Raw genomic sequence first — 26,477 nt, forward strand, 5'->3', positions numbered from 1 at the left:
ACTATAAAGGTATCACTCGGGCTTGTTCAACACTTGGGATAAGGACGCGGCTGCGCGCGGCCTATCCTTATTCGTTATATTTTTTGTGCGCTACTGGAAAGTAACAACGCAACTAAAAGTGTTGGAATTGCGGCAAATAGTAAAGGGGCGGCAGCAAAGCTTAAAAACACTAATAGATAAACTAAAAATAAAACTATTGGCAAAGCAAAGTAAAATAAATTTTGCTTAGTAAATAATCTGAATGCTTTGCGTACCACAAGCATCATAATAAAAGATAAAAAAGCCGCAAACATTACTATTAATATATTTGAATAATACGATACCACAAACTCATTATACGGACGAAGAAACTCAGGTACTGGTAACGCTGCAACAACACCAATTAACCAAACAAATATATAAGCAAAAGAACTACCTAGTAGAAATGAAATAACATTTTTGTGCGCTATAGTCATAATTGACTCCTATCCTTGTGAAAAATATAACAGCTTATTGAACGGCACGCCCGATAAAGTCGGCCATACAAGTTATTGATTTATAACATCCTACATTTACTATCTTATTGATGTAAAGCAGTTTTATTTAACTCGACTGTCAAATAAAAGCGAGATTGCGCGTTAAAAGTGGATATTGCAATGGCTTAAAAATTTTAATCATTAAATATCTGATACTTATAACAAGACACGATTCTTTATTGTGCGACTTTAGACTGATTAATTGTCAATGTAATCAAGATACCTGCGAAAAACCATTACCACTGTATATAAAAACAGTATCCTTAATAAAAGGATAACTAAAGGGATAAATTACCGCGATACAGGCTATGTAACAGGAATAGCTTGCCTGCCATGTTACTCGTTTAAAAATCATCGATTTTATAATTAAATTTACCGGTTTTTTTAACTTGGTACATGACGGTATCCGCACGGTGAATTAACGCTTTACCGTTTTCACCGTGAATTGGGTAAACTGCTACGCCAATGCTCATTCTGATCATTAATTGATGCCCTTCCCAATCTACACTTTGGGTAAATTCGTTGAGTATGCGTTCACATAATTGTTCAATTAACTCACGACGCTCAATACCACTTAAAATAAGTAAAAACTCATCGCCACCTATTCGACATAAGGTATCGGTTTCTCTAATAAGTTTGGTTACACGATCGGCAACGGATTGCAGAATAAAATCGCCGGTATTATGCCCATAAGTATCGTTAATTAACTTAAAGCCGTCTAAATCAAAATAGATCACTGCGGTCATGTTATTGTCACGCTTAGAACGCTTTAAGGCTTCCGACAATCTATCGGTAGCAAGCCTTAAATTAGGCAGTGAAGTTAGCGGATCGTGATTGGCTAGCTCTTCAATGTGCGCATTTTTTTGTTCCAATTCCTTTGTTCTCTCTTGAACAAGTAATTCAAGTTCTGCATTTTGCTTTTTAACTAAATTAACTCTTAACGCGTGCCCAAAAAAGATCAACCCCAAACAGGCTAATACAGCGCAGCCTCTGAACCAAACCGTTTCAAACCAGTGCGGAAGTACTTTAAAGGCATAGGAAGTTTCAAGACTGATAGCACCATTGTCTATATTTTTAGCTCTTGCACTAAACAGATATTCCCTTGGGGGTAAATCTCTAAAGGTGATGTATCGTTGTTTAAATGAAATCGGGATCCACTCATCACTCATACCATTAAGTCGATATTGATATTGCATGACAGAGGAATCATTAAAGTTTTTCGCATTAAGCTCAAAAGTGATTTCGGAAGTTTCTGGTTTAATCATCACTTCGGCATTGGATAGTCGTTGAGAGTTTCCATCTAAAGCTAAATTAGTGATGTAAACTTTGCTGCTAATTGGAGCCGTTACAGCTAACTTAGGCTCGATTACCATTAATCCCCGACTTCCGACAAAGAAAATATTAGCATTGTGACTGACTAATTTTCCGCCATTCCATCCCGTGCCAATATCAATCCCATCACGACGATAAAATTTAGTTTTGGACTTTGCAGCTAAATCAATAAACTCTTTGTCTGTCCAGATGTTTTGTGCTGCATCAATCACTAAATTTCGAACACCATCAATACTGAAGTCTGCATACAAAGGAGCAAGTTCAACCTTTATTGCGTTACTGTTGCTAGTCAGTAATGAGAACAGGCGATTATTCGACAAAAAGTATAAATTTTGCTGTTTATCTTCAACCAAACTGCTAATTAGGTTTCCCGCTAAGGGATGAATATCGCTGACATTTTTAATGACTAATTCGAGCTTATTTGATTGAGGCAATACGCGATAAAGTTGCCCAAATGATGCCAACCATAATGTTCCATCTGTTGCTTCAAGCATACTTTCACTTTGCAGACGATTATTGGCAGGGATATTAAAATGGATAAAGCCTTGCTTGGGGTCCCATTTACTCAAGCCATTCGAGCCTATCCACATACCACCATCAGATGATGGTATTAAGAAACGGATGACTTGATGAGGAAAATCATTTTTGTCGTTAAAGTGATTAATTAGCGCAAACTGCTCATCAAACTGTAGCAAACCAGATTGCCGAGTTCCGACCCAAATATTGCCGTGACTGTCTTGCGATAAGGTGGTTATGATGTCTTGATTTAACGCATGCTCAACGCTTGGGATTGAGTTTGCCGCTAGCGCGTTATTCTCTATCGTGACAGCTATAAGTTGGTCATTACCTAATAATAAAGTCCCATTGTTTAACTCGGTTATTGCATTGACCGTTTCATCAAAAAGGCCAAAGGATGCGATATCAAATGTTCTCACAAATGTAACTTGCAGATTTGTCTTTTGGACATATTTACCCCAATGTCCAATCCACACCTGCTTATCTTCACTCATAAACACTGTGCTGACATCATTGGACACTAAGCCTTTTTTACCTTTTTTATGATGGGTTAAATGGCCTTTGATTTCATTTTTTTGCTGGTCGACCACCACGATACCACCACCAAAAGTGGCAACCCACATTTCAGTGTCATTCACTACAGTAAAGCCCATTACCCAGGCAGTATCCATGTCTTGTGATTTTGAAGACTTTAACCAAGTAACTTGCTGGGTATGGGTATCTAAATATGCAATACCATGTTTTTGAGTGCCTAACCAAAGCTTATTTTGATCTGAATAAAGTAAGCGGTAAACGCTTTTGCCCTTTATGCTGGGTGTTAATACAGGCACAATTATCGAGTTAGCTTGATCAACAAAATACAAACCTTTTGTTGTTCCAAGCCAAATTTTACCCTCGGCATCTTTGGCTAATGACGTCACACCACCTTTTTTCGCATCTTTATCAAGATGATAATCAAAAAATTTGATTGAATTATCCTTAAGATCAATCAGATTTAGTCCTTTGGCGGTTCCAACCCATAACGTGTCGCCATCAAGCAATGTCGCCATAACGATGTTTGATGCTAAACCTGGTTGAGTTTCTGTCTGTTCGGTGTACTGAGTTAAAATTTGTTTATTGATATTGAAGTAGGTTAAGCCAGTTGAATAACTGGAAATCCAAATACCGCCATCATTGTCTGGCGTAATATGGGTAATGAGATTACCTGAAATGGTTTTATTATCTTGGGGATCATGCTTGTAACTTGTAAAGTCGTGCGAATCATAACGCACTAATCCTTCATAAGTGCCAAACCAAATATCCCTATTACTATCTTGAATAATGGAAGTAATAAATCCATTTGGGTAACTGCCATCCTCACCAACGTTAACCACAAAGGGCTCAGATACATCATACAATGTCAGCTCAGCACTGCTGACTAACGCTGGGGTAAAACAAGACATCATGAGTATGCAAAAATACACCATTCGGCCAACAAACGGCTCAAATAAACCCTTAAAATATACAACAGATGCATCAAACTTAATTTGCATAAATAACCTGTTCGCTGAATAACAGCACATCGCGATAATCAATAAAATTTTGTGTAATTAAAGATAACTTAATGAACAGGTTAAGTATATAAGATGTTCAATACCCTATTAATAAGCAATCAATACTAAACCTTGAAACAAGATGATTTACGCAAGATACAGGTAATAGCAACGATTGAGGCTTGGAATACTTTTGTCGGCTTTACACAGAGCCTGATGGTCATTTATTCTGCTTTAACTAGCGTTGAAGAGATTAATATCTTGATTAGAAACAGTTTACTGATAAAAAAAGCGAGCCAATGGCTCGCTTTTTTAAATGGGTACGCAACTTAACTTTAGCACACAAAATTAAAAACTTATAAAACATCAACTTATAAAAAAATCTACATAGAATTCACTTGCAATAAACAGTAATAAACGGGTAAATTTGCCTTGTTATCAGCACATAAAGTTCAGTTTGACTATAAGCGAATAAATATTAGCTATTTAAAACTGGTTTATTCATTTGTAAGCCAAGGTTGAGTTGATGTAGCCAAACGGCCTAAATATCAGCCTCTTTAAACTCAGCAATCGCTTCACCCTTAAATTGCTTCTTGAGTTCAGTTTTAGACAACTCATTGATGCTACCACCCGCACCAATCGTAAAATGATCAGTTTGTTTAAGTTTGCGGGCTTGATAAAGCATGATCACTTGTAACGTATTTTCGCGTTGGGCTTCAGACAACACAGTACCGTCTTCCCATTTACCAAGCTCGGTGGCTGACACCAATCTTTGGTAAACTTCCTCTGGCATTTCATCAATGACTTTGTTGATATCATTCATACAGATTTCCGCTTATGTAGCACGAGTCTTACCCGCGTAATTAAATAACCTACAAAACCAATAACAAAACACGACACAGCTGCAATGGCCTGTATACCTTGGGCTTGCTCTCCGCCCCAAAACCAAGCGACGGCTCCACCAATAAACAGTGTTAAGCAAAACAAGCTGTGGTTCATCAGTTTATTCGAGTGTTGAATATGACTGATTTTAGATAATGTTTCGGTATTTCCGGCCAAACTTACTTTGCAATGGCTGCACTGTTTAGCTTGACTGGAAATCCGCTTTTGACACTTAGGACATTCAATTAATGCCATTAATGAAAACCCTTCTTACTTATTATAAATCGTCAACAACCGCTAACATTGCCAGTAATGACGCTTCACCAAGATAGATACTACGCTCAGGAGACCAACCTACAAATGGATCTGACAAATTGGCATTATCTTTAAACGGCATCTCAAGTGTGTTAGATAGGCATTTGAAGGTATTGGCAACCCAATTAGAGCCAACGGTTAGATTAGCTTTACCGGGTTCATCTTTGTCATAACCATATTGTGTTTGAAAATCTGCACTGGCTAACTGTAATGATGATACGAATTTACTTTGTAGTTGGGCCATTTTATCTGTGTAATTTGGCACACCTTCACAGCCTGCAAGGAATACGTATGGTAAGCCTTCATCGCCATGTACGTCATAAAATAAATCTACGCCCGTTTCTTTCATCTTGTTAACAACATAATACACTTCAGGGCTTTTTTCTAAACTCGGCGTCTGCCACTCGCGGTTTAAGTTTGTGCCAACGGCATTGGTGCGAAGATGTCCACGCACACTGCCATCTGGATTCATATTAGGAACAACATAAAAATTGGCTTTATCCAGTAAAGACTTAGACGTTGGATTATCACCATCTAGCAGTTGGCTTAATAAACCTTCAACCAACCATTCAGCCATCGTCTCACCTGGGTGCTGTCTTGCTGTGATCCAGATGTTTTTCTTGTCTTCGTCACCATCACCGATTTTCAATAAGGTCATATCACGGCCATCTAGTGTTAAACCAAGATGCTCTAGACTGACCGATGGGTGTAATTGCACTTCGCTGATTAAGTCTAAATGACGTTCATAGCTGTAAGGTGCAAAATAGGCAATTTGAATGGCTTCGCAGTCTAGCTCAACTTCAATGGTTAATTTACCGTCTTGATAAGATGTAGGCACGCGAAACCATTGCTGGCGATCATAACTGGCTACTGCTTGGTAATCTTGCCAACCTTTGGGATAAGATGCGGTGCCAGCATTATTAATATGCATGGTGTAAGTTTGGCCTACGGCACCTTCTAAACGAAAATTAAACCACTGATAAAACTCACCACCAAAATCAGGTTTGATCGCAAGTTGAATATCATCGTGTTTGTCGATATTAATGACTTCAATATTTCCGCCATCAAAATTTGCACTGATCCGCATAGATAATCCTTTAGTAAGTTGTACCGCTTATGCCCACACTGAATTGCAATTATTGCGGTTGTGTTGGCTATTTTTATCGGCATAGCTTACCAAATACGACTATTTGTGTGAACTGTTAAAAGTTAAAGCTGTAACCTTGCCCTCTTACGGTATTGATTAAATCTCGCGACAAATTGCGATCCGCTAGTTTTCTACGGGTATTACTAATATGCATATCGAGATTACGGTCAAATTTTCCAAGCTTTTTATGTAACACTCGTTGTTGTAATTCCTCTTTGGTTACCACTTCACCCTGGCGCTCATAAAGGTATTTAAACAGACGATATTCGGTATTAGTTAAGGTAATTTTATGGCCGCTACAGGTTAATGAGTATTCTGTATCATCAAATTCAATCATGGTCTGCTTGATGGCATTTTCAACGAGCTGGCCGCGACGTGTAATCACATTCATACGCAGTTGTAGCTCACGAATATTAAAGGGCTTTGATAAGTAATCATCGGCACCGAGTTCGAAAGCATTCAATTTCTCAAGCACATCATTGGTATTGGCTAAAGTGATGACTGGAGTGTGGCATTTACGGGCAACAAGCAGCCAAAAAGAATCCATTTTTGGAATCGCCAAATCCACTAAAATTAGATCAAATGAATGCGATTCTAAATGGACTAATGCTTGAAAGGCATCATTAACAGTGCAAATTTGATAGCCTAATTCATTCAGTTTTCTACCAAAATCAAAACCTGCTTCAACTTTTTGTTCGATTAATAGTATTCTTTTCACAATACACCACAAATGATAACGATTTGCATTAAGATTAACATGTGATAGTGAATTATTCTACTTTTGATTAAAAAAATTGTCCCATAATGTTAGCTTTTTAAGTCGATTGCGAAAGCCTGTTGCGGGTTATTGCAGTTGCAAACACTTTATTGAGGCAATGGCTTGATACCATGTCATTGCACGAGGATAAAAAGTATACGGTCTGACTTTGATGATTAAGCATCGGCAATGTCGATGATTATCCAAAAATGGGGGCTGTTATAATGAAAAAGCCTGAATATTCAGGCTTTTTGGGCTTGCAATAATCTCATCAAAGATTACTTCATTAATTGACGGATATATTTAACCGGTGCACTACCATAACTTAAAAACGTTTCATGGAACTGTTTCAGATCGAACGCTTCACCTTGTTCATTTTTGAGTTCTTCCCTGAAATCGTAAATTTCACGATAGCCAGAGTAATAACTCGTTAATTGTACTTGGCTTAAAGTCGCACGACGCCATTTTCCTTCGGCTTCAGCACGTTGTTGGAATGCTTCATTTTCCATCAAAGCAATCGCTTCTTCTTCTCCCATACCCTTAACTTGAATACTGTAATCTAGAATGGTGTTCGCAATAACACGTAAATTCCACTTGTAGTACATTAACCACATTTCAGGTTCAAAGTTACCGTATCCTTCTTCAAGCATCATACGTTCTGTGTATACTGCCCAACCTTCAACCATAGCACCATTTCCAAATAAGCTTTTTACTAGGCTTGGAGATTCATTTGAATACACTAACTGTGTGTAATGCCCCGGAATAGCTTCATGAATATTCAGTACTTGTAAGATCCAGTGATTGTATTCACGCAAGTAGCTTTCGGCAGATTCATCACTCATGCCATCTAAAGGCGTAACGTTATAATAAGTGTTACTGCCCTTTTCATATGGGCCTGGGGCACTGATTGATGCACCAGCAAAACCACGCATGTATTCAGGCGTTTCGCGAACCACTAACGGTTTATTTGGATCAAGGGTAATGAGTTTCTTATCATTGACGAACTTCACCAATTCAGGAATTTGCTGACGCACATCGTCAACAAAGTTCTCACGCTTAACATGATTAGAAGATAACACATCAATCAGTTGACGAATGGCCAATTTATCATCTTCAGGTTTTGGTGTTGCAATATGCTTTGACCAAATATCATGGGTGATTTTAGCCATTTCTGCCTGTACACGGTTTTTATCTGCAACGGCTTTTTCAAAAAGCTGTTTCGCTGTCATGCCAGCTTGAATATCTAAGGCAAATTTTTGCTCGTAAAGTGCTTCACCAATTCTAAAATCTCGGGCACCCTCAGTTTGCAGCGTGCTTTCGAGCGCCTTTAACCATTCAATATGCTGGTTAATAGCCGTCTTCGCCGCCGTAAAACGGCTGTTGAACAATTGCTTTTGTTCATCCGTTAAACCGGAAACAGACACTTTAGCCGCTAGGTCTTCGCTAAGGACTGAAAATGCCCCCTGATTTTGCTGAATGGCCAATTGGGTGTGCGGTAACGTTGGATTATTAATATTGTCTCGAGCTGCTTGATAATAAGCTGGTACATGCTCTAAACGCGCAATGACAGAGACTAAACGTTCATCAAAAGGCGCAAAATCTTCATTAATGATTTGGGCAAATCCACCAGCAACATTGTAACTGGATGGGTCCCACTGCCATGATTTAAAGGTATTGATATCCCACTCAAAGTTATTGACTAAATTTTCAAGTAACTTGTAATCAATTAACTCATTGGCTGTCAGTGATTTTTGATCAAATGTGGCAAGTTGTGCTTTATGTTTAGCCACAAAAGCTAATGTTTTATCTCTGCTAGCTTGGTTTGGTACTTCAAGGTAACCATCATTAACATGTTTACCGTTATACATTGCCCATGTTGGTGATAGCTGCCATAAATCATCAATAAATGCCTGTGAAAAGTCGGCAAATGACACAGCTGCCGTTTGTTGAACATTTGCTGGGGTAGAAGCTGTATTTGCCTGTTCATTACAGGCGGTTAAGCCTGTAAGAGCCAATGCAACAGAAAGTGAAATTAACGCCTTTTTCATAACAAACCTTTATTGTTTTAGTTAATGTAATCAAGCCACCAACGTATATGAAACAACGTTGGTAATGCGGGTATAAATGTTTGCCAATAGTTAACCATCTTTTTTAAGTTTTTGCAGAAGTATTTCAACCTTTGAAATGTCTTGTCACACAATTGAATCTTAATTAAAAACTCGATTTAATTAAGATTCAATTTAACCATGATGCGGCTAGTGAATTTCCGCAAATGCTGAGACTGTTGGCCTTAACAGGTTGTGATTACTAGGGCCTGTTGATCTTTGCTGGTTGAATTTTGTTCGAGTTAAAAACGTTTTAATTGAGGCGAATGGATTGATGCCTAATCATCTAAGCAAAAACCATTCAACAAAGAGTAAAACGTTTTTAGCCGACCCCTTCGGGCAGCGTTTGTTGGTCATTTGTACTGCGTTATCGACTTCTTATGTAGAATAACTACACCACAAAGTCTCTGCCTTGTACAAATGACTAACAATTCGCTGCAAAAACAACCTTGAAAGATCAACAGGCCCTAATAAGAAGGTTCATCTAAAAATGAATTAAGTTTTGTTGAGTTAAGCTTTGTTGAGTGAACTTTCTGCAAACAAAGCGCGCTTAGGTTGCCATGCAGCACGCCACTCGCCACGCTTAATTCGTTTTTATCTCGAACAAAACACAACCAGCAAAGATCAACATAGCCTAAGATTGTTAACGGCTTTACGACTATTTAAAAATACAACGTTAATCCTAAAAGCCAAGATGACAGCAGCTTAGTGGCGATTTTGATAGTTAAACTTTGATAGTTAAACAGAGTGTTACTTGTATAGGAAATGACAAATGTCACTGGCAATCCAATGCTTAACCATACATAGTATCAACACCATTACTGCGTGTTGTTAGATATAAGGAATGAATATGAACGTGGCAACGTTGGCACTGCTAATCCCTATTTTAGCCATAATAGGGAGTTTTGTGATCAGTATTATGAAGTTAAGAGCAAAGCAATTATCTGCTGCAAATGAATACCGTAATCAGTCGAAATCGATCAACGATGAATTACAGGCATTACGTAATAGAGTTGAAGTGCTTGAACGCTTGGTCACAGAAGATGCATATGATTTAACGCACAAAATTAATAATGCTTGATATCAATAACAGCATGTACTAAAGCCATTATTCCCCTTACACAGTCCATTCAATAAGGGGAATGACAATACTCACTACTTTTTAGCTGTTCCCCAAGGATCCAGCGGTAAAGGTTTATCAGTATCATGTTTAAAGTGCGTTGCAGGTTTTGAAGCACGTTGTGTGGTGTGTTGTTCAGTGCCACCTTTATGGTTATTTCCCCTCACCGCGCTTTTACCTTTATTTAAAGACAATGTGGCTTGGTTATTTTTATCGTCATTCGATTTATGTCTGGCTTTAGGTACAAAATTTAACACAGAGATCGGAATAGGCTTTTTCGGTTCAAAACCTGCTATCACTTTGCGTTCAATCAGTTCACCTAAACGACTTTCAATCATACACAGGTTTTTAAAATCATCTTTTGACACTAATGATATTGCTAATCCGCTTGCACCCGCACGCCCAGTTCGGCCGATTCGATGAATATAATCATCAGCAGGAAACGGCAAGTCATAGTTAACAACAACGGGTAAATCGTCGATATCAATCCCCCTTGCAGCAACTCCTGTAGCAATAAGGTATTGAATATGGCCTTGCTTAAAATCAGCTAAAAGCTGTTCACGGATCACCTGGCTTCGGCCACCGTGAATACATTCAGCCACAATGTCACGTTTGGCTAACTGGCTAACAAGCTTTGCCGCGCCCGCTTTGGTTTCAATAAAAATTAATGCTTGTTGCCACTGATTTTGTTGAATAAGGTGACTTAGTAACGCCGACTTTTTATCTTTATCTACCGTGGTTAGCCATTGTTCGATTTTGGGTTTAGTCGCCACTTCTTTATTAAGGGTAATTTCTACGGCGTTACGTACCGCCGTTTTAGCTAACACCCTCACCTGATTAGATAAGGTGGCTGAAAACAATAAGTTTTGTCTGTCTTCCGGTAACTTTTCTAATATTTTATTGATATCTTCAATAAAGCCCATGTCTAACATGCGATCAGCTTCATCTAATACCAGCACTTCAAGCTCATCAAAATGCAAGGCACGTTGAGTATATAAATCTAATAATCTACCCGGCGTAGCTACGACGATGTCGACACCATCAATTAAGGCCGCTTTTTGTTCATTAAGGTCAACACCACCGTACATTGCCATAGATCGCAAAGCCAACCCTTGCGCATAGCGTTGAACATTTTGATGAACTTGAGAAACTAGCTCTCGTGTCGGCGCTAAAATGAGCGCGCGCATTCTTTTCTTGCGAACCGTTTCAGCTTTTGCCAATTTATCTAAAATAGGCAATACAAAACTGGCGGTTTTACCTGTACCCGTTTGTGCCGCTGCAATAACATTTTTACCTTTAAGAATTTCAGGGATCGCTTTTTGTTGAATAGCGGTCGGAGTCTCATAACCTAAAGTAGTCAGGTTATCGACAATAATGGGGTTTAACCCGAGAGATAAAAATGTCATAGAGGCGCTCAAACAAGGTGAATGGCAATAATTGGAAGTCATTATAAACAAAAAAGACGTCCGAAGACGTCTTTCTTTTAGAATTTGGCGGTGACGGAGAGATTCGAACTCTCGAAAGGTTGCCCTTTACACACTTTCCAGGCGTGCTCCTTCAGCCACTCGGACACGTCACCTTAAGATTGTTTTATAGAGCCAATCAGCTCTGCGGGCGCTACTTTACGCAAATGGCACGGGTGGGTCAAGCTAAAATACCTAACGCGTTAGTGTTTGCACAAATGCTGTGCAAAATTAAGTAATTAACCCATCAACTGAGGAAATAGCCCTTTTATACCTGCAGCAATCACCTCAATCCCTAGAGACAACATTAATAACCCCATCAAACGAGTAATCACGTTAATACCGGTTTTACCTAATAGCTTAAAAATGGCTGGAGCCATATTGAATAATGCCCAACTCAACAAACCAAATACCAGCACGGTACTGAACATACCAATGAAATCGATAAATGTATTATGCTCTGCCGCAAAGACGATCACCGAACTAATTGCCCCAGGTCCTGCCATTAATGGCAAAGCTAAAGGGACAACAGCAACCGACTCCATCCCAGAAGATTCACGGTCTTCTTCTTGGTTACGTTTTACTTCACTGATCTTACCTTGCAACATCGACATTGCAATGATGCATATCAAGCTACCACCTGCAATACGGAATGCCGACAATGAAATACTGAACATATTTAAAATATGTTGGCCAGCAATGATGGTGACAAACAGAATAACCACAACGGCAAAGTTAGCTACTTTGTTAGTGTGTTTTCTTTCTAAGTCGGTTTGATGACTAGTTAAACTCACAAAAACCGGCAATAGCCCAACTGGGTTAATAATGGCCAATAGTCCTAAAAAGAACTTAATGTAGAGCATGTAATCCAATGAGGGATCCTCTAAAGAAATTTGTTTATCGCGAACAAAAAGGAGCGTTACTTTAATGTAAGTGTTCCCTTTATAGAAGTGATATTTTCTATAAAATGGTCTATTTCACATTAGAAATTTTGATATCACGTTACTGTGTTAAGTATTGCTTAGCAAAAACAAAATGTAATTAAGCTACACCTAATGATAAACATCTATCAATCCTGCAATATATAATTGCTATTTTTGCTGATATTTCAATCACAGTCTTATTTAAGGTGTAAGTAGACCAAAACATATGACCAATTTATGTAATTGGCCTCTTAATTACTGTACAATGACATGTAACAAAAAATTTCTGTTTAATAAAAATGTTAACAAGGATTTTTATGGCACTGCGTAATAAAGTTAGCCTAAAGAATAATAGCCGTAAATTCAGTAGTTCGCGAAGAAGAATGACCTATTATTTGTGGATAACCAAGCCGAATCAAGCCCGCGTCATTGAACCTGTTGATATGAACCTGCCCCACAATTTTCCCTTGAAAGAATCAGCGTAAATCCGCTAAAAAAAATGTGATGCCATTGCTGACATCACATTTTAGTACAAATCACTTTATGTGGTTATTTAGCTGTCCAGCGATCCATCCAGCCAAATACATTTTTATACCACTGTTGTAAGTTATCTTGATTCAAAATCCAATGGTTTTCGTCTGGGAACATTAACAGTTCTGACGGGATCCCTTTGCGCTGCATAAAACTAAATGCTGCTAGACCTTGACCATAAGGTACACGGAAGTCTTTCTCGCCATGTATGACTAACATAGGCGTTTTCCAGTTTTCAACATAGTTGACTGGATTAAACTTTTCATAAAGCTCTTTGTTATCTTGATATGTGCCACCGAATTCATATTCAGGGAACCACAACTCTTCTGTTACATAATACATAGAGCGCATATCAAATAAACCAGCATGGTTAATTAGACACTTGAAACCATCACTCCAATGTCCCTGGATCCAGTTCATCATGTAACCGCCATATGAACCACCCAGCGCACAGGCATTATTAGCATCTAACCAAGGTTGTTGCTCTGTCACTGCAGCCATGCCTTTTTTCAAATCTTCTAATGGCTTACCACCCCAATCTTGACTGATTGAGTCTGTGAATGCTTGTCCATAACCTGTTGAGCCATGGAAATCGACCATTACAACACCATAACCAGCGCCAGCCCATAATTGAGCATTCCAACGACCACTAAATGAGTTGCCAAATGATCCTTGTGGACCGCCATGGACTAAATAGGCAATAGGATATTTTTCACCTTCTTTATAATTTGCAGGTTTAATCCAATAACCGTGAACCGTTTCGTCGTTCCAGCCTTTAAACTTGAACTGTTCAAATTCACCAAATTGAATGTCAGCCACTTTTTCTTTGTTCACTTCCGTTAAACGGCGTAGGTTTTCGCCCTCTAAGCTTATTGTGTACAAATCACCGGGTTCAACCAAAGAGGCATTTTTGAAAATAATTTGATTATTTGTCACCGCAACAATGCTATTGCTGCCATCGTTGTAAATTGGGCGAACATCGCCAAACTGCGGATTAACTTCAAATATGGATACTTGACCAACATCTTGAGCGGTGACATATAGGGTACGGCCATCTTTACTAAAGTTTATTGAGCTTGGGCTTCTATCCCACAAAGGCGCGACTTCTTTTTCTTGACCCGTTACGGTATCAAGTAACATTAAACGGTAACGATCAGCTTCAAATCCTGGTTTGCTCATTGCTAGATAAGCCATGTAACGACCATCTGCTGAATAGGTAGGCTGTGCATCCCACGCTTTATTAGCTTCGGTTAAATTAACCGTTTCACCGCCGCTAACCGGTACTTGCCATAAATCATAATTGGTGGTCCAAGACTGATCACGACTTGGCGCTTTAGCGCTATAAACCACATACTTACCATCAGGAGAGAATGTCACTTCTTCCATACCTGAAAATGGCTTTGGCGGTGTTTCAGTATCACGGCCTTGAGTCACATTAACCGCGTCGGTAATTTTTTTGCCGTTAATATTGGCAACAAATAAATGATTACGGGCATGGTCTTCCCACGTATCCCAATGACGTACCATTAATTGCTTATATTCACGTCCGGTTGTTTTACGATCTTTTTCTAGGGCAAATTTCTCTTTTGAACAGGCTAAATCTTTACACTCAGGAAACACGCGCATTGTCATCACAACTTGCGTGCCATCTTGAGATAATTTATAGCCATTCACATCAAGCGGTAAGTCTGTTACTTGCTGAGCTTCACCACCATTGAGTGATAATTGAAACAGCTGACTACTGCCACTGCGATCGGCTAGAAAGTAAATACTTTTGTTATCAGCAGCAAAATTAACATCATGCTCAGTGCCAGCTGCTGATGTTAATTGTTTTGGCTTGGCTGACTTATTGGATAAATCAAGTGCGTAAAGATCAGAACTAGCCTCACCTTTATCATTAATCACTTTAACACCATAAACTAAGGTGTTACCGTCGTTGGAAACTGCATATGAATGGATTTTATTCATATTAACCAAGTGCTGAACAGTAAAAGGTTCAGCTGAATACACTGACGTTGCCATTCCTGCAGCAACCAATGCTAAAAGCACTGAAGAAGTTTTCATGTTATTGATTATCTCTTGTTATGGTGTGTTATGTTTATTTGTTGGCAGATTAACGAAAGCAAAACGCTCAAGCAACCCTTAACGAATAAAGATCCTTGAGCGTTTAAGTCACATTACTTTACAGTGACAAGCTTAAATTAAGCTTTACTGTTAGCAATATTCACTTTCCATATCGCTGGGCCGGTTTCATGGGCATTCACGCCATTTGAGTCAACCGCAACGGTTACTGGCATATCTTGCACTTCAAACTCGTAAATCGCTTCCATACCTAAGTCTTCAAATGCAACCACACGAGATTTCTTAATTGCTTTTGAAACAAGATATGCTGCGCCGCCAACGGCCATTAAATATACGGCTTTGTGTTTTTTAATCGACTCAACGGTTTGTGGACCACGTTCAGATTTACCAATCATGCCCATCAAGCCTGTTTTATCAAGCATCATGTCGGTGAACTTGTCCATGCGAGTTGCGGTTGTTGGGCCTGCAGGGCCAACAACTTCGTCACCGACTGGATCAACCGGGCCGACGTAGTAAATAAACTTACCGGTAAAATCGACACCCGCTGGTAAACCTTCACCAGAATCTAACAATGTTTGAATACGTTTATGCGCAGCATCACGACCTGTTAGCATTTTTCCATTAAGCAGTAAGGTATCGCCGCTTTTCCAGGTTTCAATTTCAGCTTGAGTCACTGTATCTAAATTAACACGGTGGGTATTCTCACCCGCTTCACGGGTGATTTCTGGCCAATCTTCAAGTGATGGCGGCACTAAATCAGCTGGGCCAGTGCCGTCTAGGTGAAAATGCACGTGGCGCGTGGCTGCACAATTGGGGATCATCACCACAGGTTTAGACGCTGCATGTGTTGGTGCTGATTTAATTTTAATATCTAAAACTGTGGTTAAACCGCCTAAACCTTGCGCGCCGATACCTAGGTTGTTAGCACGTTCAAATATATCTAAACGCAGTTTTTCTTCAGTTGTTTCAGCGCCTTTAGCGATTAACTCATGAATATCAACCGGGTCCATTAATGACTCTTTTGCCATTACAGCAGCTTTTTCTGCTGTGCCGCCAATGCCTATGCCTAACATGCCTGGAGGACACCAACCCGCACCCATAGTCGGTAAGGTTTTTTCTACCCATGCTGCAATATCATCAGATGGATTTAACATTGCCATTTTAGATTTATTTTCTGATCCGCCACCTTTGGCTGCGATCATCACCTCAACGTGGTTACCAGCAACCATATCAATATGCACAACTGATGGCGTGTTATCACGGGTATTCTTACGCGTACCTGCAGGATCGGCAACAATCGATGCACGCAATGGGTTATCTGGGTTGGTGTACGCACGGCGAACACCTTCATCAACCATTTCTTGCACTGTCATGTCGGTTTTATCCCAACTGACATTCATACCGATTTTAACAAACGTCGTCACGATACCAGTATCTTGGCACAGTGGACGCTTACCTTCAGCTGACATGCGCGAGTTAATTAAGATTTGCGCAATAGCATCTTTGGCAGCAACGCTTTGCTCACGTTGATATGCCGCATACATAGCATCGACAAAATCTTTTGGGTGGTAATAAGAGATGTATTGTAAAGAATCAGCAATACTTTCAATGAAATCAGCCTGTTTAATCATAACAGGTGTCGTTGACGATTCAGTGTTTGTAGACATATAGGGGCGCTCCAGCAGCCATGCGGCCTAACTTGTTTATCGTTTTTATGTTCAGTTGATTTAATCAACATTATTTAGGTATTAATCCTTTTATGGCCAATATGATACTCTTTCCATCCTTTTTGGGCTACAGCACTTTTTAGATAAGGTAAATTGATGAAACAGCGTGGGGATAAAACATTAACGATAACACCTTTAATGTGGGCAGGAACCACCCAAAGTTTATTCGAAGCCGTCAGTCATTTACCTTGGGCAATGTTGTTAGATTCTGCTAATGCTCAACATCAAGATGCGCGGTTTGATATCATCGCGTTTAACCCCATTGCGACGTTAATTAGCCAAGATGGCAAAGTGATATTTGAGCCCAAAGACATGGCCAACAGCACACTGCAGCCTATTTTCGATAATATTGCCCAGCATCTTCAATCCGAAACACTTGACCCATTTGCAGCCTTAAAATACTGCCAACAGCAGTTATATCCCATTAAACAGGCTTGCCAGTATCCGTTCAGTGGCGGAGCTCTTGGTGCATTTAGCTATGATTTAGGCCGCTCGATTGAACAGCTGCCAAACAGTGCAATTAAAGATATCGACTTTAATGAGTTGAATATTGGCTTTTATGACCAGTGCCTAGTGTATGATTATCAGCAACAACATTGGTGTTCCATCAGTTATGATAATGTTGACCATAGCAACACATTGTTCAGTATTATTCAACAGGATCCAGCGGCTAAAATTGTCAGTAAAAAGCCTGCATTTTGTTTAACCTCTGCATGGCACAATCAAACACTTAAGCAAACCTATCTCAATCATTTTCAACGCGTTCAGGCCTATTTACGCAGTGGTGACTGTTATCAAATTAACTTAACCCAGAGATTTGAGGCTACTTATCAAGGCGATGAATGGCAAGCATATAAACAATTAACTCAAGCGAATAAAGCGCCCTTTTCTGCTTTTATTCGATTACCACACCATACGGTATTGTCTATTTCCCCTGAGCGCTTTATTCAACTGGCTGGCGATAACATTGAGACTAAACCGATTAAAGGTACACTCCCCAGATTACACGATGCCGCTTTAGACTTATTACAAGCGGATAAATTACAAGCTTCTGAAAAAGATCGCGCGGAAAATGTGATGATTGTTGATTTACTGCGAAATGATATCGGTAAAGTTGCTTCGCCAGGCAGTGTTAAAGTACCGCACCTTTTTAGCATTGAAAGCTTCCCAGCAGTGCATCATTTGGTCAGCACCGTGACGGCCAAATTAGCACCACAATATGATGCAAGCGATTTGCTTAAAGCGTGTTTTCCAGGGGGCTCAATTACCGGAGCACCTAAAATACGCGCTATGCAGATTATCGAAGAATTAGAGCCTTCAAGACGCAGTATCTATTGCGGCAGTATTGGCTATCTCAGCCAAGATGGCACCATGGACACAAGCATTACTATCAGAACGTTGATCACTGAAAGTAACCGTATTTACTGTTGGGCAGGTGGCGGAGTAGTGGCTGATTCGAATGCAGAAGCGGAATATCAAGAATGCTTTGATAAAGTCAGCAAAATCTTACCTTTACTTCAAAAAACAAGAGGCTGTTGAGCATTGCTGGTGAAATGTTGTTGTAGATAATATTGCTAAATTTAAAACAAACAAATAAATCCGATAAATTGACTACGGCCTGTTGATCTTTTAGGGTGTTTTTACAGCGAATTATTGGTTATTTGTCCAAGGCAGAGACGTTGTAGTGTAGTTATTCTACATAAGCAGTCGATAACGCAGTACAAATGAGCAACAAACGCTAGCAACAGCAACAAAAAAGCCAGCAAGTATCGCTGGCTTTTATCGTGTTAAACAGGTTACAGACCGTTTAATGCTTCTTTACAAAGCTGGGTAATACGCGCCCAATCTTCTGCATCCACAGCATCACTTGGTGCTATCCAGCTACCACCAATACAATCAACATTGTCTAGGGCAAGATAGTCTTTGTATGTAGCAGGGCTGATACCGCCTGTAGGACAAAAACGAATGTTGGCTAATGGGCCAGAAAATGATTTAAGGGCATTAACACCACCAGATGCTTCAGCTGGGAAGAATTTAAAATGGGTGTAACCCAATTCCATCCCTACCATGACTTCAGAAATGCTCGCAACACCCGGAATTAACGGTACATTGCCTTTTATTGCCGCTTTCAGCAAATCAACGGTCGCACCTGGAGTAATAATAAATTGAGACCCAGCATCAACAGCTTGCTGAAGTTGAGCTTCATTTAAAATCGTTCCTGCGCCGATTAACGCTTCTGGCACTTCTTTGGCAATTTTAGCAATCGCTTCAAGTGCACATGGCGTGCGTAAAGTCACTTCTAAAACACTGATGCCACCAGCAACTAATGCTTTGGCTAACGGTACAGCATGTTCAATCTTGTTGATCACCATAACAGGGACAATCGGGCTACGCTTAAATACATCTTGTGGTTGAAGTGACCAGTTATTGTCAGACATTCGTTACTCTTCCTTTAATTAGTAAATTTCGTCAAGCGCACTGGTGCTTCTTGCACCGGTTTCAGGGCTACTTAAGTTGCTGCGTAACGCACCAAATAATTCACGCCCCATGCCATAACTTGAATGATGTAAATCAACCAAGCTGGCTTCACGTGCATTTAATACTGATTCATCAACCAATAAGGTTAATTCACCGGTTGCAGCATTAACGCGGATTAGGTCACCGTTTTGAACTTTGGCAATCATTCCACCATCTAGCGCTTCAGGTGTTAAATGAATGGCGGCAGGTACTTTTCCTGATGCGCCAGACATACGGCCATCAGTAACCAACGCCACGCTGAAACCTTTGTCTTGTAAGCTGCCCAAGAAAGGCGTTAATTTGTGTAGTTCTGGCATGCCATTGGCTTTAGGGCCCTGACCTTTGACCACAACCACGCAATCGCGATCAAGCGCGCCTTCTTTGAATAACGCATCAATTTCATTTTGATCGTTAATCACAATAGCTGGTGCTTCTACAATGCGGTTTTTCTCAGGGACAGCTGACACTTTAATCACTGCACGGCCTAAATTACCTTTCAGTAATTTCAAACCACCATTTTTTTGGAACGGCGTAGCCAAATGAGTTAATACTTCTTTGTCTAATGATTCAGAAATACCGTCAACCCAACGTAACTCGCCATCAATTAATTTAGGCTCTTGGGTATATTTACGTAAACCAAAGCCAGCAACCGTATTCACATCTTCATGCAATAAGCCACCATCAAGCAGTTCTTTGATTAACAAAGCCATACCGCCTGCAGCATGGAAGTGGTTGATATCAGCATGACCGTTTGGATAAACGCGCGCTAATAGTGGTGTCGCATCGGATAAATCAGAAAAATCATCCCAGTTGACAATAATGCCAGCTGCGCGAGCGGCTGCCACAATGTGCATAGTCAAATTGGTTGAACCACCTGTTGCTAACAAAGCAACGATGCCGTTAACTACTGACTTTTCACAGACAACTTCACCAATGGGTGTGTACTGGGTACCTAGCTGAGTAAGACGACACACCTGCTTGGCGGCCATTTTGTTCAATGCTTCACGTAATGGATCATCTGGGTTAACAAATGAAGAACCCGGTAACTGTAAACCCATCACTTCTAGCATGAGCTGGTTAGAGTTTGCTGTGCCGTAGAAAGTACAGGTACCCGCACTGTGATAAGACGCTGACTCAGCCGCTAATAACTCATCTCGGCCAATTAAGCCTTGAGCAAACTTTTGACGAACACGGGCTTTTTCTTTGTTTGGAATACCCGACTTCATCGGGCCTGCTGGCACAAATAACATAGGTAGATGACCAAAACTTAACGCACCAATCAATAAACCTGGAACGATTTTGTCACAAATACCCAGTAGTAAAGCACCGTCAAACATATTGTGAGATAAGCCAACAGCAGTCGCCATAGCAATGACTTCACGACTAAGTAAACTTAGCTCCATACCTGGTTGCCCTTGGGTCACACCGTCACACATTGCTGGCACACCAGCGGCAACTTGAGCAACACTGCCGACATCTTCACAGGCCTGTTTTAATAGCTTCGGGTAATCTTCATAAGGCTGGTGAGCAGAAAGCATGTCGTTAAATGAAGTGACAATACCAATGTTCGCTTTAGTAAACTGACGCAAAGAATCTTTCTCTGCAGGTTTACATGCGGCAAAACCATGGGCTAAGTTGCCACAACTTAACGCGCTACGATGAACGCCTTTAGCTTTAGCATCATTTAAAGCAGCCAAATACCCTTTACGAGAATGTTTACTGCGTTCGATAATACGATCTGTTACTGCCTGAACTACTGAGTGCATGTTAAGACTCCTTTATGCGCTGTAGAACACATCAACGGGCGTTTTACGCTGCGCTAATACTGCTCTAATAGGCATTTTTGTTACGTCATCATTTTCTAAAGCTTGATGATAAACTGATAATTTAGCTTCACCGACAAGGTGTAAATAAATTTGACGGCTATTTAAAATGGCATCTTTTGATAATGTGATTCTGGCATGTGGTGCAGTTTTTGGATTGACAGCCGCACACATAGCTTGCGTAGTTAACGCATGATCTAATTCTTTGCTACAAGGAAACCATGAACAGGTATGTCCATCAGTTCCCATGCCCAATACCACCACATCAAAAGGACGAGGGAAATTTGCAAGTGATTCACCTGCCATTGCAGCGCCCGCTTCAGGGGTTGCAAACATATTTTTTAAACCACGGAATTTTGCATTAGCAGCGCGATTCTGAAGAAGATGCTCTCTAACCAACCTTTCATTTGAATCTTTTTCATCAGACTCAACCCAGCGTTCATCAGCTAGTGTGATGTAAACTTCACTCCACTCCAATGTTTTATGGCTAAGTAGTTGAAATAATTTCAATGGTGTTGAGCCGCCTGAAACTACTAGGCTAGCTTTACCTCGACTATCAATAGCATGTTGTAATTGATGGGCAATTTTATCGGCTAATGTCGATTCAAGACTGGCTGGCGAATCAAATGATTTAAATACAGATTCTTTAATCATGTTGGTTTCCTTATTCATCCCAAGAGCGACCGTCTTTAGTAATTAATGCCACTGACGCGACTGGGCCCCATGTTCCTGCTGGGTAAGATTTTGGACGTTCACCACTTTGTTCCCAAGCCTGAATGATCCCGTCAACCCATTTCCATGCTTGCTCAACTTCGTCGCGACGCACAAATAGCGCTTGATTACCAAGCATAGCTTCAAGTAACAAACGCTCATATGCATCGGCAATGCGTTCATTTTTGAATGTGTCAGAGAAGCTTAAGTCCAGTTTAGTGGTTTGCAGACGTTGTTTTTGCTCAAGGCCTGGCACCTTATTCATCATCTGAATTTCAACACCTTCGTGGGGCTGTAGACGAATAGTTAACTTGTTTGGTGGCAGGTTACGGTAGCTTGAACGATATAAATTGTGCGGTGGGTTTTTAAAATAAACCACAATTTCACTGCTTTTAAATGGCATACGCTTGCCACTACGCAAATAAAACGGCACACCCGCCCAACGCCAGTTATCAATATCAACACGCAGCGCCACAAAGGTTTCTGTATGTGATTTGAGGTTAGCGCCCTCTTCTTCAAGGTAACCAGGAACTGGCGAACCTTTTAAGAAACCTGCGCTATATTGGCCGCGAACCGTATTTTCATAAACGTTATCTTGATTGATTGGGCGAAGTGATTTCAGCACTTTCACTTTTTCGTCACGAATATTATCAGCATCAAGTGTTACAGGAGGGTCCATCGCGACTAAACTCAGCACCTGTAATAAATGGTTCTGGATCATGTCACGCATTTGACCTGCGCCGTCAAAGTAGCCCCAACGTCCTTCAATACCCACTTCTTCGGCAACCGTGATCTGTACATGATCGATTGTGCGGTTATCCCATTTAGAAGCGAATAGCGAGTTAGCAAAGCGAAGTGCAATCAGGTTTTGAACCGTTTCTTTACCTAAATAATGGTCAATACGATATACCTGATTCTCGTTAAAGAACTCAGCAACTTGATCGTTGATCACATGGGAAGATTCTAAATCGGTACCAATTGGCTTTTCGAGTACCACACGAGTATCTGGGTGAATCAATTTTTGTGCATTAAGACAACGACAAATGGCGCCGAAGATAGAAGGAGGCGTAGCGAAGTAATTTACCATTACACGCTTTTTCGGCTCTAATAAATCATGGAAAGCTTGGTAACCTTCAGGCTGAGTAAAATCTGTGCCGATATAATGACAACGGGCCAAAAAACGCTCAAGTGTTGTAGGACAAATTTCATCCTTCACAAATGTGTTTAATGCCTTGCTAACTAGTTCAATGAACTCTTCTTGAGTAAAGGCATCTTTTGCGACACCAATAACTTTAGTGTCCTTATCCAATAACTCGGCTTTATCTAATTGGTAGAGTGAAGGTAAAAGTTTACGTCTTGCTAGGTCCCCTTTGGTACCGAACAACACAAAATCACACGCCTTTGCACCTGATGATTTGCCCATTGCTGAAAGCTCTCCTTTATTATCTTGTGCTCACATCGTCTTAAACGATGAATAAAAACACACTTTTGTTGTAATATAACAACAGAATTTAAAATATGCATCAATATTTTGAAATTAATCTCTTGTTTAGCATATAGTCATTTTGGTACGTTATCTGCTATGATTTTCAACACTCATAGACAGTAACAGAAGTTTCGCAATTGAAAGAACAATTGAAAATTTACTACAGTTGACTTTCAGAAGGTATAAAAACAACTTAATTCCCTCTATTGCACTGACTTCTGATATAAAATTACATTACCCAATATTTGCGGATGCATGATTATGAATACACTTGAAAAGGTTCAAAACAACCTGGCAAAATTTAGTAAGTCTGAACGTAAAGTAGCCGAAGTTATTTTAGCCTCGCCGCAAACAGCCATTCACTCCAGCATTGCCACATTAGCAAAAATGGCCGATGTGAGTGAACCAACAGTAAACCGCTTTTGTCGTCGTTTAGACACAAAGGGCTTCCCTGATTTTAAGTTACATTTGGCACAAAGTCTTGCGAATGGCACACCTTATGTTAGCCGCCATGTAGAAGAAGATGATAGCCCTGAATCTTACACCACGAAAATCTTCGAATCTTCAATGGCATCGCTTGATACAGCACGTCAAAGCCTCGATATCGCAGCAGTAAATAAAGCCGTAGATATCTTAACCCAGGCCAAAACAATTTCATTTTTTGGTCTAGGCGCCTCCTCTTCTGTTGCCCATGATGCACAAAACAAATTCTTCCGTTTTAACGTGCCTGTTATCTGTTTTGATGATGTACTCATGCAACGCATGAGTTGTATTAACTCAAATGAAGGTGACGTTGTGGTGTTGATTTCTCATACCGGTAGAACTAAATCACTAATTGAAATTGCACGTATTGCACGTGAAAATGGTGCAGCGGTTATTGGTATAACCGCGCGTAATTCACCTTTATCACTTGAGTGTACTTTGCCTGTCACCATGGAAGTTCCAGAAGATACTGATCTGTACTTACCAATGGCATCTCGATTAGCACAATTAGTGACCATTGACGTACTGGCAACTGGCTTCACACTGCGCCGTGGCCCTCGCTTTAGAGATAATCTAAAACGCGTAAAAGAAGTACTAAAAGAATCACGTGTTAACAAAGATTTGACTATTTAATCAACAATTACGCATATTTTGACTGTGAGTTACAACAAAATTATCTTTATGACATTTGTTCTGTCATAGATAAATAATTCAAATCAAAGGCTGATCACTTAGGTGTTTTAGCCTTTTTTTATGAAAAACCTTTTCTCTGTCACAAAATATACACATTAAATACTGATATTTTGTTTGTAACTTTACTACATTTGACATAAATCTCTGCTACTATATATCCATCATTTTTAGTACCAGAATCAAAGCGTACTTTTAATAGCCAATTTTAATCTTTCCTTTAAATTTAACGGAGTATGTCATGTTCCGCAGAACTAAAATCGTTACCACTCTAGGCCCAGCAACTGACCGTGATGATAATTTACGTAAAATTATTAAAGCCGGTGCCAACGTTGTTCGTATGAACTTCTCTCATGGTTCTCCAGAAGACCATTTGAAACGCGCTAACGATGTACGTGCTATTGCCAAAGAGTTAGGCAAACATGTTGCTATCTTAGGCGACTTACAAGGGCCAAAAATTCGTGTGTCTACATTTAAAGACAACATGAAAATTAAGCTTTCTTTAGGTGATAAATTCATTCTTGATGCTGATTTAGCCAAAGGTGAAGGCGATCAACAACAAGTCGGTATCGACTACAAAGAATTACCAAGAGACGTCGTTATTGGTGATATTTTGATGCTGGATGACGGTCGTGTGCAATTACGCGTAGACAGCGTTGAAGGTAACAAAGTTTTCACCAGCGTTACGGTTGCGGGTCCTTTATCAAACAATAAAGGTATCAACAAGCAAGGTGGTGGTTTAACGGCGCCTGCATTAACTGAAAAAGATATGGCTGACATTAAAACAGCTGCATTAATTGATGTTGACTATTTAGCGGTATCATTCCCACGTACTGGTGCTGATTTAGACTTAGCGCGTAAATTAGCACTTGAAGCGGGTAGCAATGCACTGATCGTTGCAAAAGTAGAACGCGCTGAAGCGGTTGCAACTGATGAAGCTATGGATGATGTTATTCGAGCATCTGATGTTGTTATGGTTGCCCGTGGTGACTTAGGTGTTGAGATTGGTGATGCTGCATTAGTTGCCGTTCAGAAACGTTTAATTCAACGTTCACGTCAATTGAACAAAGCTGTTATCACAGCGACTCAAATGATGGAATCTATGATTTCAAGCCCAATGCCAACTCGTGCAGAAGTGATGGACGTTGCTAACGCAGTGTTAGATGGTACTGATGCGGTTATGTTATCAGCCGAAACGGCTGCGGGTGACTTCCCTGAAGAAACCGTAAAAGCCATGGCAAACGTCTGTGTTGGTGCTGAATCTCACCCAAGCGTGAAAGTGTCTAAGCATCGTTTAGAGCAAAGCTTTACTTCGATTGAAGAAACCATTGCGCTGTCTACTATGTATGCAGCAAACCACCTTGAAGGTGTTAAAGCCATTATTTCGTTAACAGAATCAGGTGCAACGGCGAAACTTATGTCTCGTATTAGCTCTTCATTACCGATTTTCGCTCTATCACGTCATCAAAAAACACTGGCGAAAATGGCATTATACCGTGGTGTGCAACCTATGTATTTTGACTCAACGGCCTATGGCGCAGATGAGTTAGCGCGTGAAGCATTAAACACTATGGTTGCAGCTGGCTACTTAAGCAGTGGTGACATGGTATTAATGACCAAAGGCGATGCAATGGAAACCGTTGGTGGAACCAATACCTGTAAAGTACTTGTCGTTGCTTAAACGCATTAATGGCTTAAGTGAATAACTGACTTAAGTGATTAGCAGCTACATCTAAACATTTGGTTTAGGTACTTTGCTAAAATCAAAACGCCAATCATATGATTGGCGTTTTTGTTTATTTGAAAACTTCAACTTGAGA

General features: G+C 40.1%; 20 protein-coding genes and 1 tRNA gene. 5 read left to right on the top strand and 16 right to left on the bottom strand.

Annotated features, from left to right (window positions below):
* Window positions 1-74: 74 nt before the first annotated feature.
* The 7 genes from ORI98_RS02125 to ORI98_RS02155 form a co-directional block, all read right to left on the bottom strand.
* A complete protein-coding gene (locus ORI98_RS02125; protein WP_306134065.1) occupies window positions 75-455 on the bottom strand; it encodes a hypothetical protein in 381 nt (126 codons plus the stop codon).
* A 404-nt stretch (window positions 456-859) separates the two neighbouring features.
* Window positions 860-3,895, bottom strand: coding sequence for a ligand-binding sensor domain-containing diguanylate cyclase (locus ORI98_RS02130; RefSeq protein WP_306134066.1), 3,036 nt, complete (start codon window positions 3,893-3,895; stop codon window positions 860-862).
* Between the two features lie 541 nt (window positions 3,896-4,436).
* Window positions 4,437-4,718, bottom strand: coding sequence for a YeaC family protein (locus tag ORI98_RS02135; protein WP_261299262.1), 282 nt, complete (start codon window positions 4,716-4,718; stop codon window positions 4,437-4,439).
* Window positions 4,715-5,032, bottom strand: coding sequence for a zinc ribbon domain-containing protein (locus tag ORI98_RS02140; protein WP_261299261.1), 318 nt, complete (start codon window positions 5,030-5,032; stop codon window positions 4,715-4,717). Before ORI98_RS02140 ends, ORI98_RS02135 begins: the two co-directional genes overlap by 4 nt.
* A 22-nt stretch (window positions 5,033-5,054) precedes the next feature.
* Window positions 5,055-6,179: a M14-type cytosolic carboxypeptidase gene (locus ORI98_RS02145; protein WP_306134067.1), complete on the bottom strand. Its 1,125-nt coding sequence runs from the start codon at window positions 6,177-6,179 to the stop codon at window positions 5,055-5,057.
* Window positions 6,180-6,294: 115 nt separating this feature from the next.
* A complete protein-coding gene (locus tag ORI98_RS02150) occupies window positions 6,295-6,957 on the bottom strand; it encodes a response regulator transcription factor (RefSeq protein ID WP_306134068.1) in 663 nt (220 codons plus the stop codon).
* A gap of 317 nt (window positions 6,958-7,274) precedes the next feature.
* On the bottom strand, window positions 7,275-9,044 hold the full coding sequence (locus ORI98_RS02155; RefSeq protein WP_306134069.1) for a DUF885 domain-containing protein: 1,770 nt from the start codon (window positions 9,042-9,044) through the stop codon (window positions 7,275-7,277).
* Window positions 9,045-9,951: 907 nt separating this feature from the next.
* Here ORI98_RS02155 and ORI98_RS02160 point away from each other — a divergent pair.
* Window positions 9,952-10,182, top strand: a complete 231-nt coding sequence (locus ORI98_RS02160; protein ID WP_261299257.1) for a hypothetical protein — start codon at window positions 9,952-9,954, stop codon at window positions 10,180-10,182.
* A 74-nt stretch (window positions 10,183-10,256) separates the two neighbouring features.
* Here ORI98_RS02160 and ORI98_RS02165 read toward each other — a convergent pair whose 3' ends face one another.
* From ORI98_RS02165 to ORI98_RS02175, 3 genes are all read right to left on the bottom strand, one after another.
* The gene (locus ORI98_RS02165) at window positions 10,257-11,627 is read right to left on the bottom strand and encodes a DEAD/DEAH box helicase (protein WP_306134070.1); all 1,371 of its coding nucleotides are present in this window, start codon (window positions 11,625-11,627) and stop codon (window positions 10,257-10,259) included.
* An 85-nt stretch (window positions 11,628-11,712) separates the two neighbouring features.
* Window positions 11,713-11,800: transfer RNA gene (locus ORI98_RS02170), tRNA-Ser, on the bottom strand.
* Window positions 11,801-11,923: 123 nt separating this feature from the next.
* The gene (locus ORI98_RS02175; RefSeq protein ID WP_371931110.1) at window positions 11,924-12,547 is read right to left on the bottom strand and encodes a YchE family NAAT transporter; all 624 of its coding nucleotides are present in this window, start codon (window positions 12,545-12,547) and stop codon (window positions 11,924-11,926) included.
* A gap of 377 nt (window positions 12,548-12,924) precedes the next feature.
* On the opposite strand from ORI98_RS02175, the gene ORI98_RS02180 reads away from it, so the two are divergent.
* A complete protein-coding gene (locus ORI98_RS02180) occupies window positions 12,925-13,092 on the top strand; it encodes a hypothetical protein (protein WP_261299254.1) in 168 nt (55 codons plus the stop codon).
* 64 nt (window positions 13,093-13,156) lie between these two features.
* On the opposite strand, the gene ORI98_RS02185 is transcribed toward ORI98_RS02180, so the two are convergent.
* Both ORI98_RS02185 and ORI98_RS02190 read right to left on the bottom strand, forming a co-directional pair.
* Window positions 13,157-15,202, bottom strand: a complete 2,046-nt coding sequence (locus tag ORI98_RS02185) for a S9 family peptidase (RefSeq protein WP_306134071.1) — start codon at window positions 15,200-15,202, stop codon at window positions 13,157-13,159.
* Between the two features lie 137 nt (window positions 15,203-15,339).
* The gene (locus ORI98_RS02190) at window positions 15,340-16,887 is read right to left on the bottom strand and encodes a fumarate hydratase (protein ID WP_261299252.1); all 1,548 of its coding nucleotides are present in this window, start codon (window positions 16,885-16,887) and stop codon (window positions 15,340-15,342) included.
* Window positions 16,888-17,043: 156 nt separating this feature from the next.
* On the opposite strand from ORI98_RS02190, the gene pabB reads away from it, so the two are divergent.
* A complete protein-coding gene (pabB, locus tag ORI98_RS02195) occupies window positions 17,044-18,486 on the top strand; it encodes an aminodeoxychorismate synthase component I (protein ID WP_306134072.1) in 1,443 nt (480 codons plus the stop codon).
* Window positions 18,487-18,743: 257 nt separating this feature from the next.
* Here the strand turns inward: pabB and ORI98_RS02200 are convergent, their stop codons facing one another.
* From ORI98_RS02200 to zwf, 4 genes are read right to left on the bottom strand one after another with little or no spacing between them, the layout of a single operon-like run.
* A complete protein-coding gene (locus ORI98_RS02200; protein ID WP_306134074.1) occupies window positions 18,744-19,385 on the bottom strand; it encodes a bifunctional 4-hydroxy-2-oxoglutarate aldolase/2-dehydro-3-deoxy-phosphogluconate aldolase in 642 nt (213 codons plus the stop codon).
* A gap of 18 nt (window positions 19,386-19,403) precedes the next feature.
* A complete protein-coding gene (gene edd / locus ORI98_RS02205) occupies window positions 19,404-21,230 on the bottom strand; it encodes a phosphogluconate dehydratase (protein WP_306134075.1) in 1,827 nt (608 codons plus the stop codon).
* A 12-nt stretch (window positions 21,231-21,242) separates the two neighbouring features.
* Complete coding sequence (gene pgl, locus ORI98_RS02210) at window positions 21,243-21,941, bottom strand: 6-phosphogluconolactonase (protein ID WP_306134076.1); 699 nt, start codon at window positions 21,939-21,941, stop codon at window positions 21,243-21,245.
* Between the two features lie 10 nt (window positions 21,942-21,951).
* A complete protein-coding gene (zwf, locus tag ORI98_RS02215; protein WP_261299247.1) occupies window positions 21,952-23,421 on the bottom strand; it encodes a glucose-6-phosphate dehydrogenase in 1,470 nt (489 codons plus the stop codon).
* 324 nt (window positions 23,422-23,745) lie between these two features.
* On the opposite strand from zwf, the gene ORI98_RS02220 reads away from it, so the two are divergent.
* Both ORI98_RS02220 and pyk read left to right on the top strand, forming a co-directional pair.
* Window positions 23,746-24,600 (top strand): MurR/RpiR family transcriptional regulator, encoded by an 855-nt coding sequence (locus tag ORI98_RS02220; RefSeq protein ID WP_261299246.1) that lies wholly within the window; start codon window positions 23,746-23,748, stop codon window positions 24,598-24,600.
* A 298-nt stretch (window positions 24,601-24,898) separates the two neighbouring features.
* On the top strand, window positions 24,899-26,338 hold the full coding sequence (gene pyk / locus ORI98_RS02225; RefSeq protein ID WP_306134077.1) for a pyruvate kinase: 1,440 nt from the start codon (window positions 24,899-24,901) through the stop codon (window positions 26,336-26,338).
* Window positions 26,339-26,477 lie beyond the last annotated feature (139 nt).

The organism is Shewanella sp. ULN5 (genome assembly GCF_030731885.1).
Lineage (GTDB): Bacteria > Pseudomonadota > Gammaproteobacteria > Enterobacterales > Shewanellaceae > Shewanella > Shewanella holmiensis.

Coding starts and splice junctions, on each gene's coding strand:
- pabB (WP_306134072.1), top strand. CDS start 17,044: ATGAAACAGCGTGGGGATAAAACATTAACGATAACACCTTTAATGTGG.
- ORI98_RS02190 (WP_261299252.1), bottom strand. CDS start 16,887: ATGTCTACAAACACTGAATCGTCAACGACACCTGTTATGATTAAACAG.
- zwf (WP_261299247.1), bottom strand. CDS start 23,421: ATGGGCAAATCATCAGGTGCAAAGGCGTGTGATTTTGTGTTGTTCGGT.
- edd (WP_306134075.1), bottom strand. CDS start 21,230: ATGCACTCAGTAGTTCAGGCAGTAACAGATCGTATTATCGAACGCAGT.
- ORI98_RS02220 (WP_261299246.1), top strand. CDS start 23,746: ATGAATACACTTGAAAAGGTTCAAAACAACCTGGCAAAATTTAGTAAG.
- ORI98_RS02175 (WP_371931110.1), bottom strand. CDS start 12,547: ATGCTCTACATTAAGTTCTTTTTAGGACTATTGGCCATTATTAACCCA.
- ORI98_RS02145 (WP_306134067.1), bottom strand. CDS start 6,179: ATGCGGATCAGTGCAAATTTTGATGGCGGAAATATTGAAGTCATTAAT.
- ORI98_RS02125 (WP_306134065.1), bottom strand. CDS start 455: ATGACTATAGCGCACAAAAATGTTATTTCATTTCTACTAGGTAGTTCT.
- pgl (WP_306134076.1), bottom strand. CDS start 21,941: ATGATTAAAGAATCTGTATTTAAATCATTTGATTCGCCAGCCAGTCTT.
- ORI98_RS02160 (WP_261299257.1), top strand. CDS start 9,952: ATGAACGTGGCAACGTTGGCACTGCTAATCCCTATTTTAGCCATAATA.
- ORI98_RS02130 (WP_306134066.1), bottom strand. CDS start 3,895: ATGCAAATTAAGTTTGATGCATCTGTTGTATATTTTAAGGGTTTATTT.
- ORI98_RS02155 (WP_306134069.1), bottom strand. CDS start 9,044: ATGAAAAAGGCGTTAATTTCACTTTCTGTTGCATTGGCTCTTACAGGC.
- ORI98_RS02135 (WP_261299262.1), bottom strand. CDS start 4,718: ATGAATGATATCAACAAAGTCATTGATGAAATGCCAGAGGAAGTTTAC.
- ORI98_RS02140 (WP_261299261.1), bottom strand. CDS start 5,032: ATGGCATTAATTGAATGTCCTAAGTGTCAAAAGCGGATTTCCAGTCAA.
- ORI98_RS02165 (WP_306134070.1), bottom strand. CDS start 11,627: ATGACATTTTTATCTCTCGGGTTAAACCCCATTATTGTCGATAACCTG.
- ORI98_RS02200 (WP_306134074.1), bottom strand. CDS start 19,385: ATGTCTGACAATAACTGGTCACTTCAACCACAAGATGTATTTAAGCGT.
- pyk (WP_306134077.1), top strand. CDS start 24,899: ATGTTCCGCAGAACTAAAATCGTTACCACTCTAGGCCCAGCAACTGAC.
- ORI98_RS02185 (WP_306134071.1), bottom strand. CDS start 15,202: ATGAAAACTTCTTCAGTGCTTTTAGCATTGGTTGCTGCAGGAATGGCA.
- ORI98_RS02180 (WP_261299254.1), top strand. CDS start 12,925: ATGGCACTGCGTAATAAAGTTAGCCTAAAGAATAATAGCCGTAAATTC.